7 protein-coding genes and 1 pseudogene are annotated in these 10,657 nt (G+C 69.1%); 3 read left to right on the forward strand and 5 right to left on the reverse strand.

The genetic code is table 11. The annotated features are described in order from the left end of the window. Nucleotides 1-108 precede the first annotated feature (108 nt). The gene (gene smc, locus M7H19_RS01125) at nt 109-3,708 is read left to right on the forward strand and encodes a chromosome segregation protein SMC (RefSeq protein WP_298175933.1); all 3,600 of its coding nucleotides are present in this window, start codon (nt 109-111) and stop codon (nt 3,706-3,708) included. A gap of 111 nt (nt 3,709-3,819) precedes the next feature. Beyond that, nucleotides 3,820-4,620 (forward strand): DUF3239 domain-containing protein, encoded by an 801-nt coding sequence (locus M7H19_RS01130; protein WP_298175935.1) that lies wholly within the window; start codon nt 3,820-3,822, stop codon nt 4,618-4,620. A 62-nt stretch (nt 4,621-4,682) separates the two neighbouring features. Here the strand turns inward: M7H19_RS01130 and M7H19_RS01135 are convergent, their stop codons facing one another. Together M7H19_RS01135 and M7H19_RS01140 are read right to left on the reverse strand one after the other, a co-directional pair. Further along, entirely contained in the window at nt 4,683-6,194 is a 1,512-nt protein-coding gene (locus tag M7H19_RS01135; RefSeq protein ID WP_298175937.1) for a sodium:solute symporter, read from the reverse strand. Nucleotides 6,195-6,203: 9 nt separating this feature from the next. Continuing rightward, a complete protein-coding gene (locus M7H19_RS01140; protein ID WP_298175939.1) occupies nt 6,204-7,409 on the reverse strand; it encodes an anhydro-N-acetylmuramic acid kinase in 1,206 nt (401 codons plus the stop codon). Nucleotides 7,410-7,542: 133 nt separating this feature from the next. Between M7H19_RS01140 and ftsY the strand changes: the two genes are divergently transcribed. Then, nucleotides 7,543-9,102, forward strand: a complete 1,560-nt coding sequence (gene ftsY / locus M7H19_RS01145; protein ID WP_298175949.1) for a signal recognition particle-docking protein FtsY — start codon at nt 7,543-7,545, stop codon at nt 9,100-9,102. A 103-nt stretch (nt 9,103-9,205) separates the two neighbouring features. Here ftsY and M7H19_RS01150 read toward each other — a convergent pair whose 3' ends face one another. From M7H19_RS01150 to M7H19_RS01160, 3 genes and pseudogenes are all read right to left on the reverse strand, one after another. Continuing rightward, nucleotides 9,206-10,264: an LCP family protein gene (locus tag M7H19_RS01150; protein WP_298175941.1), complete on the reverse strand. Its 1,059-nt coding sequence runs from the start codon at nt 10,262-10,264 to the stop codon at nt 9,206-9,208. Beyond that, a complete protein-coding gene (locus tag M7H19_RS01155) occupies nt 10,261-10,470 on the reverse strand; it encodes a hypothetical protein (RefSeq protein WP_298175943.1) in 210 nt (69 codons plus the stop codon). Before M7H19_RS01155 ends, M7H19_RS01150 begins: the two co-directional genes overlap by 4 nt. A 75-nt stretch (nt 10,471-10,545) precedes the next feature. Beyond that, nucleotides 10,546-10,657 (reverse strand): annotated as a pseudogene (locus tag M7H19_RS01160) (IclR family transcriptional regulator); the annotation flags it as partial.

The following is a 10,657-nucleotide window of genomic DNA, read 5'->3' on the forward strand; positions in this document are numbered from 1 at the left end:
GACCCGCCTACCACGTACCTGACCTGGGCAAGCGGTAGCATCATCCGATCGAAAGACGCGTCCGCGGATCGAGACGGGAACAACCGGTACGGGAAGGGTCTACGCCGCGTGCACCTGAAAAGCTTGACGCTCAAAGGCTTCAAGTCCTTCGCGTCGGCGACCACCCTGCGCTTCGAGCCGGGTATCACCTGCGTCGTCGGGCCCAACGGGTCGGGTAAGTCGAACGTGCTGGACGCACTGCGGTGGGTCATGGGCACCCAAGGGGCCAAGGACCTGCGCGGCGGCAAGATGGAGGACGTCATCTTCGCTGGCACCGCCGGACGGGCTCCGCTCGGCCGCGCCGAGGTGACGTTGACCATCGACAACGCCGACGGCGCGTTGCCCATCGAGTACACCGAGGTGTCGATCACGCGGCGCATGTTCCGCGACGGCGCCAGCGAGTACGAGATCAACGGTGACACGTGCCGCCTGCTCGACATCCAGGAGCTGCTGTCCGACTCCGGTATCGGTCGCGAGATGCACGTCATCGTCGGGCAGGGGCAGCTGTCGGAGATCCTGCAGGCCAAGCCCGAGGAACGCCGTGCCTTCATCGAAGAGGCCGCCGGGGTGCTCAAGCACCGCAAACGCAAGGAAAAGGCCCTGCGCAAGCTCACCGCCATGCAGGGCAACCTCGACCGCTTGAACGACCTGACCACGGAGCTGCGGCGCCAGCTGAAACCGTTGGGCAAGCAGGCCGAGATCGCGCGGCGCGCCCAGGTGATCCAGGCCGAACTGCGTGACGCGAAACTGCGGCTGTACGCCGACGATCTCGTCACCCAGCGCAGGGAGATCGAGAAGGACGAGGCCGACGAGAAGGCCGCTCGCGCCCGCCGGGCCGAGGTGGAGCAGACGCTGGAGTTCGTCACCTCGGAACAGACGGAACTGGAGGCCACGCTCGCCGAGGACGCGCCGAGACTCAACGCCGCCCAGGACACCTGGTACCGGCTGTCGGCGTTGGCCGAACGATTGCGCGGCACCGTGCGCCTGGCCGCCGAGCGCAAACGGCACCTGTCGGCCGAGGTCGACACCGGAGGCACCGGCCGTGACCCGGAGGAACTGCTCGCCGAGGCCGAGCAGGCCGCCGAGCGGGAGGCCGAGTTGAACGAGGCCGTGGTGGAGGCCCGGGCGACGCTCGCCGAGGTCGTCGAACGCCGCGAACACCTCGAACAAGTCGTACAGGCCGCCGAACGTGCGCATCTCGCCGCCGTGCGCGCCATCGCCGACCGGCGCGAGGGCATCGCGAAGTTGTCCGGGCAGGTCGAGGCGTTGCGGAGCAAGAGCGGTGCCACCGCCGAGGAGATCGACCGCCTCACCAGCAGCATCGAGGAAGCCACCGCCCGGGCCGAGGCCGCGATGGAGGACCTGGAGGCGGCCAGGACCGAGGGCGGCGTCGAGGAATCCGACGACGAGGAGCTGCGCGAACGCCACCAGCGCGCGGTGGAGGCCGAGAAGGCCGCCAAGGCGCGCGTGGACGAACTGGTCAAGGCCGAGCGGGCCGCCGAGCGCGACATCGCCTCCGAGAAGGCACGGGTCGACGCGTTGTCGATGGGGCTGGCCCGCAAGGACGGTGCCGGTGCCCTGTTGGGCGCGGCGGACAACGTGCCGGGCCTGTTGGGGTCGGTGGCGGCGCTGCTCACCGTCGATCCCGGCTACGAGGCCGCCCTCGCCGCGGCGCTCGGCCCGGTCGCCGACGCCGTGGCGGTGTCGGCGCGGGACAACGCGGTCGCCGCGCTCCGCTATCTCAAGGACCACGACGCCGGACGCGCGGAACTGCTGGTCGGCGACACCCCGGCTCCCAGCGACCCTGCCTCCTGGCCCGCGTTGCCGGACGGCGCGCGGTGGGCACGTGAAGTCGTCACCGCACCCGACGCGTTGCGGCCCGCCGTGGAGCGCGCGTTGGACCGGGTCGCCGTGGTGCCTTCGCTCGACGAAGCCCGCGCGCTCGTGTCCGTGTACCCGGAGGTCACGGCGGTCACCGGCGACGGCGATGTCCTCGGCGCCCACCGGGCCACCGGCGGTTCGGCACGGGACGAAAGCGTCATCGAGGTGCAGGCCGCCGTCGACGAGGCGCAGGAGCGGCTCGCCGTCGCCGAACGCGCACTGGAACGCACGGCCGCCGAGCTGGAGGGCGCCCGCGCCGAACAACAGGATCGGCGCGCCGAATTGGAGCAGGCCAAGGAAGCGCTCAGCGAGGCCAAGGTGCGCAAGGTGCGATCGGCTGAGCGGTTGTCCAGCCTGGAGAAGGCCGCCCGCTCGGCACAGTCGGAGGTCGAACGGCTGACCGAGGCACGGGCGAAGGTCGAACGCACCCGCGAGGACGTCCTCGTCCAGCTGGAGGAGCTGGAGGAGCGGCTCGCGGCCGTGTCCGAACAGCCCGTGGACACCGACGTCGACACCAGCGAACGCGACGAAGCGGCTGAGATGCTGGCGAAGGTGCGGCAGGAGGAGATGGACGCCCGTCTCGCTCTGCGCACCGCCGAGGAGCGTGCCCGCAGCATCGCGGGCAAGTCCGATGCGCTGCGTCGCGCGGCCGAGGCCGAGCGGCAGGCCCGGGAACGCGCCGAGAAGGCCCGGGTCGCGAGGGAACGCGGCGCGGCCATCGCCGCCGCCGTGGTCGAGGGCGGTGAGACCGCGCTCGAACGCATCGAGACGTCGTTGCAGCGGGCCGCCGCCGAACGGGACACCATCCAGGCGCGTCGTGAGCACACCGAACAGGCTCTGAACCAGGTGCGCAACCGGGTGCGGGAGCTGACGACCGAGCTGGAGAAACTCACCGACGCCGTGCACCGCGACGAGGTGGCGCGAGCCGAGCAACGGCTGCGGCTGGAACAGCTCGAAACCAGGATCGTCGAGGAGTTCGGTATCGCGCTCGACGACCTCGTCGCCGAGTACGGACCCGACGTGCCCGTACCGCCTGGCCCCGGGGAGATGGCCGAGTACGAGGCCGCCAGGGAACGGGGTGAGACGGTGATGGAGCCGCAGCCCATCCCGTACGACCGCGACACGCAGTCCCGCCGCGCCAAAAGGGCCGAGAAGGACCTCGCGCAGCTCGGCAAGGTCAATCCGCTGGCACTGGAGGAGTTCGCGGCGCTGGAGGAGCGCTACAAGTTCCTGTCCACGCAGCTGGAGGACCTCAAGGAGACTCGCAAGGACCTGCTGACCGTCGTCAAGGAGGTCGATGACAAGATCCTCGAGGTGTTCACCAGCGCCTACCACGACGTGGCGCGGGAGTTCGAGACCGTGTTCTCCGTGCTCTTCCCCGGTGGGGAGGGGCGCATGGTGCTCACCGAGCCCGACGACATGCTCACCACGGGCGTGGACGTGGAAGCACGCCCGCCCGGCAAGAAGGTCAAGCGGTTGTCGCTGCTGTCCGGTGGCGAGAAGTCGCTGGTGGCGGTGGCGATGCTCGTGGCGATCTTCCGGGCCCGGCCTTCGCCGTTCTACGTCATGGACGAGGTCGAGGCCGCGCTCGACGACACCAACATGCGCAGGCTCATCGGGCTGTTGGAGCAGCTGCGGGAGAATTCGCAGCTCATCATCATCACGCACCAGAAGCCCACGATGGAGATCGCCGACGCGTTGTACGGCGTGAGCATGCAGGGCGACGGCATCACCAAGGTCATCTCGCAACGGTTGCGGTCCGCCGATGCCGTGGAGCAGCCCGCGTAGCCCGGTGCGCATCCTCGGGCGGCCGAGAACATCGGGGACGCCGAGCCCTCGCCCTCGCGGATTTCATTCGATCGAGCCCACTCGACCGTGGTGTTCTGCGACGATGCGCGCATGACCGAGCAGACAGAGCATGGCTGGCCGTCGGGGGATCCACGCCGGTTCTTCGATGCGCCCATCGATCCGGAGCATCTGCGGGGCAATAGCCCGAACGTCTACCGGCGCACCCTGTGGCTGTCGGTCGGTGTCTGCGTGGGCGGTGTCCTCGTCGGCCTGGGAGTGTGGGCGATCGCCGACGGCATGGACCGCGTGGATCCTTCGTGGTGGTCGATGGTGCTGGGTGTGGTGGCCGTGCTGGCGGGTATCGGCGTGTTTCTGCGCGGGCTGTTCGCGGGCAATGCCACGAAGCCGTACCGGGGCGGGCAGCTCGTGCCCGGCATGGTGGTGGAGCAGGCCGACGCCGCCGTGCAGCTTCTGGTGCTCGCCGATACCTCCCGTGATCTGGCCTCACCACCGGAGTTCGCGTACCGGTTGGTGACTTTCAACGCCAGGGAGGGAACACGGTTCGTGCCCGGCCAGCCGGTTCCGTGTGTGGCGCACGGGTACATCGCGCCGCCGTGGAGCAAGCGGTGGTGGAGTTTCGAGGCGTCACCGGTGGCATGGGCGACCGCTGACACCGACGTGCTCGACGCCGCGGGCAAGGCGATCCCGCGGGCCGAGTGGGACCAGTTGCTCGCCGGCGCCGAGCGCGTGGCCGGCATCCGACGTCGTCTTTCCCGCCTGGGGCGCATCGGATACGAGGACCTGCACGAGTCGTTGCGCAGACCGCCGACACGGCTCGGTGTTCCCGTGGAGTGGCAGCCGGACGGTCGGGCCCGGTTCGTGGGGTCGGTCGCGCACAGCACGTCGACGTGAAACGGTCGACGACGTGAAACGGCCGGGCACCCACAAGGGCGCCCGGCCGTTTCTTCGAGGGATCAGGCTGTTTCCTTCTCCTTCGCCAGGTCCAGCTCGTCCGGGCCCGCGGCACGGTGGCGCAGCGACATCAACCCACCGACCAGCAGTGTGATCACCACGCCGAGCGGCACGTACCACGGGAACGCCAGCGGCAGTTCCTCACCGTCGCGGGTGAACGTCACGCCCAGGACGAACACGGCGGCCACGACGATCGTGCACAGGAACGCGACGATCGCGTCGGCCTGCCGCGCCCGCTTGACGAAGATGCCGAGCGCGAAGGAGCCCAGCAGCGCACCGTAGGTGTAGCTGGCGATGCTCAGGCCCACCTCGACCACCGGCTGGTCGGTGCTGGTGAACATCGAGGCGAACATCACGAACACGCCCGCCCAGATCAGCGTCCACAGTTTCGCCTGCTTCAGCACCACCTCGTCCGGCAGCTCCTTCTTCGTCACCCGCTGGTAGATGTCGCTCACGGTGGAGGTCGACAGCGAGTTCAGCGACGACGAGATCGTGCTCATGGCGGCGGCCAGGATGCCCGCGATCAGGATGCCGGACAGCCCGGCGGGCAGCTGTTCGACGATGAACATCGGGAACAGCTCGTCGTTGTTCGACAGACCCATCGAAGCCGGGTCGGCGCCCTCGTAGAACGACCACAGCATCGCGCCCACCAGCAGGAACAGCGCGAACTGCACGAAGACCACCACACCGCTGGCGATCACGGCCTTCTGGCTGTCGCGCACGTTCTTGCAGGTCAGCAGACGCTGCACCATGAGCTGGTCGGAGCCGTGCGAGGCCATCGCGAACAGCGCGCCACCCACGACGGCGGTGATGAACGCGTACTGGTTGGTGATGATGTCGGAGGTGAAGTCGAAGAACTGGAACTTGCCCTCGTCGGCCAGCGAGCCGAACCAGCCGTCGGGCAGCTTGCCCGCGAGGAAGAACACCGCGGCCACCGCGCCGAGGACGTAGATGCCCATCTGGATCGCGTCGACCCAGATGACTGCCTTGATCCCACCCAGGTAGGTGTAGACGACGGCGACCAACGCGATGGCAGCGATGATCACCCAGTAGGGGACGTCGAGGCCGAGCGCGGCGAGCACCATCTTGACCGGGATCGCCGTCGCGAACAGCCGCACGCCGTCGGCGAGCAGACGCGTGATGAGGAACGTCACCGACGCGGTGCCCTGCATGCCCTTGCCGAAGCGTTGGCCGAGGAGGCCGTATGCGCTGACGAGGTTGCCGCTGTAGTAGCGCGGCAACAACACGAAGGCCACCAGGACACGACCGATGAGGTAACCGATCGCGAGCTGTAGGTACGTGATGTTGCCCAGATAGGCCACGGTCGGCACGCTGATCACCGTCAGCGTGGACGTCTCAGTGGCGACGACGGAGAACGTCACCAACCACCAGGACACCTGTCTGTTGCCGACGAAGTAGTCGGCCGACGACTTCTGTTTGCCGCCGAGCCAGATGCCCAGCAGCGGCGAACCGATCAGGAATATCGCGATGATCGCGAGGTCCAGGGCGCGCATGGCTGTCTCCTACGGTGTGTCGGGGGGTGTGACCCGCAGGCGGGTCACGGGCTGCGGGTGTGGGGTGGGCAGCGGTAACGGACCTGACCCGGGGGTGATCGCGCCGAGCGGACGCGGTCCGGCTGCTCCGGTCGCGCTGGGCACGTTGGCGGGCAGGCCGTTCCAGGTCAGCCAGCCGAGCAGCGCGGTGAGGTAGGCCTCCTTGCCGTCGGACGGCAGACCGTTGTCATCGCTGGGCACCACGGTGACCCGGGCGCGTAACGCGTTCACGAGGGCGGGGTTGCGCAGTCCGCCGCCGGAGGCCACGACGGTGCTGACACCGTGGCGCTCGCATTCGGCCGCCACCGTTGCCGCCGTGAGCTCGGTGAGCGTGGCGAGCAGGTCGGGGCCGTCGATCTCCGGCAGTCCCTCGGTGGCCTGTCGGAGATAGGCGGCGTGGAAGTACTCCTTGCCGGTCGACTTCGGGGGGACCAGGGCATAGTACGGATCGGACAGCAGTCGCGACAGTAGGTCTTCTCGCACGGTTCCCCGCGAGGCGAGTGCGCCGTCGACGTCGCTGTGCTGCGCGCCGCCGGTCACCTCGGCGGCGGCGATGTCGAGCAACGCGTTGCCTGGGCCGGTGTCGTAGGCCAGTACCGAGCCGTCGGGGCGCACCACGGTGATGTTGGCGATGCCGCCGATGTTGAGGGCGGCGACGGGTTTGCCCTCACGTTCCGCATCGGTGCGTAGCCACAGTGCGTCGAGGGTGCTTGCCAGCGGCGCGCCGTGTCCGCCCGCGGCGACGTCCCGCACTCGCAGGTCGGCCACGACGGGCAGCCCCGTGCGTTCGGCGATCCACGCGGGCTGGCCGAGCTGCAGCGTTCCCTTGGCACTGCCTTCCTCGACCCAGTGGAACACGGTCTGGCCGAGGGAGGCGACGAGGTCGGCGTGACCGCCCGCGATCTCGTCGACGGCGGTGGCGGCGGCGTCGGCGAACGCCTGGCCGATGCGGGTGTCGAGTTTGGTGAGCTGTTCGGCGCTGCAGTCGGCCGGCGGGAGGGCCGCGAGGATGTCACGTCGCAGCTGCTCGGGATACCGGAGTTCGCGGTAGCCGAGCGGGGTCAGGGTGAGTTCGTCGTCGGCGGCGCGGAACGCGGCCACGGCTACGTCGATGCCGTCCACCGAGGTACCGGACAACAACCCGACGACACGAAACTCGGACTTGCTTTCAACCACGCCAGTGGTCTAGTCCACAGCGGCCTCGCGCGCAAGATGTTCGGTAAAGGATTGTCCAAAAAGATTTGCAATGAGTTGGATGCTGACCGTACTTGCCGAGGGTGAACTGCCGCCGACGAGGCTGGGTGCGAGGATGACAAGCGTGTCGAACACCTGGTTGTGGATCATTGTCATCGCGGCCGCTGTGCTGTTGGTCGCACTCGCGGCCGGGCTGACGATCGCACGCAAGCGCCGGATCAGCCTGGAGCGCCGCAGAGAAGAGGAAAAGCCCAAGGGAGGCCGGTACCAAGCCGGTGGCGGCATCACTCTGGCGCCGGGCGGCGAGAAAACGCCGATCCAACCCCAGGCGCCACCGGAACCGCCCCCGCACCCGGTGTCCGAGCGGACCGAGACCGACGGCGAGCCGGGCGTGGGCGAGGACGCCGCCGTGCCGAGGGACGCCCCTCGTCGCGACATCGTGGACGTCGACCTGCCCGAGCAGACGCGCGAGGTCCCCGAGACCAAGCCCGTGCCGAAGCCTCGCCCGGAGCCCGCTCCCGAGGCTAAGACGGCACCCGAGGCGGCGCCGGAGGCGGAACCCGAGGCTCCAGAGGCTCCCCAGGCGCCTGAGGCGCCCGTCACCGACGAGGCGACGCAGGCCCCCGCACCCGAGAAACCGGAGAAGGTCGAGCCGGAGGTCGCGCCCACGGCTCCCGAGGCCGAACCCGCACCCGCGCCCGAAGCAGCTCCCGAGGCACCAGTGGAGCCGAAGGAGGAGGTCGCCCCCGCGACCGGCCGGATTGAGCGACTGCGGGGACGGTTGTCGAAGTCGCGTTCCGCGCTCGGCCAGAGTCTGTTGGGGCTGTTGGGCGCCGGTGACCTCGACGAGGAGTCGTGGGAGGACGTCGAGGACACGTTGCTGATCGCCGACCTCGGCGCGGCCACCACCACCGAGGTCGTGGAGACGTTGCGGACCGAGCTGTCCGCTCGCGGCGTCCGCACGGCCGAACAGGCCCGGGCGTTGCTGCGGGAGGTACTCGTCAACGCCCTCGGACCGGACTCCGACCGGTCCGTGCGTGCCTTGCCGCACACCGTGGACGGGACGAAGCAGCCCGCTGTGGTGCTCGTGGCCGGGGTGAACGGCACCGGCAAGACGACGACCACGGGCAAACTCGCCCGGGTGCTCGTCGCCCAGGACCACCACGTGCTGCTGGGTGCCGCCGACACCTTCCGTGCCGCCGCGGCCGAGCAGCTGCAGACGTGGTCGGAGCGCGTGGGTGCCGAGGTGGTTCGCGGCAAGGAGGGCGCCGACCCGGCTTCGGTGGCGTTCGACGCGGTGAAACGCGGCATCGACAGCGGTGTGGACGCCGTGCTCATCGACACCGCTGGTCGGCTGCACACCAAGGCCGGCCTGATGGACGAGCTCGGCAAGGTCAAGCGAGTGGTGGAGAAGCAGGCGAAGGTGGACGAGGTGCTGCTCGTCCTCGACGCCACCACCGGTCAGAACGGCCTCGCGCAGGCCCGCGTGTTCTCCGAGGTCGTGGACGTCACCGGCATCGTGCTCACCAAGCTGGACGGCACCGCCAAGGGCGGCATCGTCTTCCAGGTGCAGCGTGAGCTCGGTGTGCCCGTGAAGCTGGTGGGTCTCGGCGAGGGTCCCGACGACCTCGCGCCGTTCGAGCCCGAGGCGTTCGTCGACGCGCTGCTCGCCTGAGGACGGCGTCACGCACGACCGCACGATCACGAAGGCCACCTTCGCCGCTTCGGCGGCGAAGGTGGCCTTCCGTGTTATCGGGTGTGTCGGAAAAAGGGCGGGGTCAGTTCACACAGGGCAGCTCACCGTCGGGCAGTGAGTGATCGGGCCGGTCGCCGTCGGGGGTCTCGCCGTCGAGGAACGGTGGTGTGAAGGCACGTACCTGTTCCGTATCGATGTCGATCACGGCCCTGCCGTCCGGCAGTTTCGCCTCGTCGTCGGAGAGCGGGATCGTGGCGACGGACAGACTCGGCCGTTCCATGCCGGCCAGCCGTTCGGCGAGGCCGAGTATGTCGAGCTCGGCATCGGTGCGCACGTGTCCGGCGACGACGTCGGCCACCTCTTTCAGCTGCTCGCCGCTCTGGGTCACGGAGTCGAACAGTGACCGGGTGAACGCCTGCAATCGCACGACGCGGTCGAGGTCTCCGTCGGGCAGGTCGCGGCGTTGTTCGAGGAACGTGACCGCATCGTCACCGCTGAGCTTTCGCCGCTGTTCGGTGCCCGGATCGTCAACAGGGGTGTTCACGCACACCTCCACGCCGCCGACGGTCTTCGTCACGGCACCGATGACGTCGGTGTCGACGAGCGCGTAGTGGTCGATGGTCGTGCCGGTGAGATCGGCGACCGTCGAGACGAGGGTCTGAGCGCCCGCGCGGTCGGCGGCCTCGGCGTCCTTCCCGTCGGCCAACGCTGCTTCCCGGCCGTACCGGTAGGCGGAGTTCAGTTGCTGCTCGCCGTGCCCGGGAACGTTTGTCCAGATGTTCCTGGGCAGCGACACCACAGAGACGCCGTCGGAGTGCACGCGGGTCAGCAGGATCGAGTCGGTGTAACCGTGGTCGTCCATGCCCGCGACCAGCACGGTGACAGGTGCCGAACCATCGGTCGCCGCGGCGAGCCGTTCGTCCGGTGCGTCCTGGCCCAGCAGGCGCGGGATGACCACGACGGCGGTGAGGACGACCACGGCGACGGCCACGGCCACGCCGATCAACGCGGGACCCCTACGCCGGGCCGACTCGGTCGGGCGGTTGTTCAGCCGGGCCTGTACCACCCCGGGGTCGACGGCGCGGTTGGCCTCGTATTCCAGTGCTTCCCTGAGCAGGGCTTCGGTGCGGTCGTCGGTCATGAGTGAGCCCCCTTGACGGTTTCGGTGGTGCGAGCATGGGCGGCTTCGGCCGCACGCAGGTTGGTGAGTGCTCGCGAGATGTGGCTGCGGACGGTTCCGGCCCCGCACCCCAGCGCCGTGGCGTAGCGCAGGAGCCGGTCCAGCCGTTGCTGGACGAAGTCGTCGAAGCGGTAGGGCGCCGCTTCGCGGGGTATTCGTTCTGTCACGCCGACTGAGATGCCGACGACCCCGTCGATTGTTGAACGAGGGTCGAAAAAAGTTACCGGTTCACTCGTCCCGGTTCACTCGTCGTTGCGTTGGACGAGGTGTTCCGCCAGTCGCGCCGCCGTTCGCTGCACGGCGGGGGCGATGTCGCGTACAGCTTCGTCGGTCAGCCGGCCTTCGGGGCCCGAG

Source organism: Saccharomonospora sp. (assembly GCF_027317685.1).
Taxonomy (GTDB): Bacteria; Actinomycetota; Actinomycetes; order Mycobacteriales; family Pseudonocardiaceae; genus Saccharomonospora.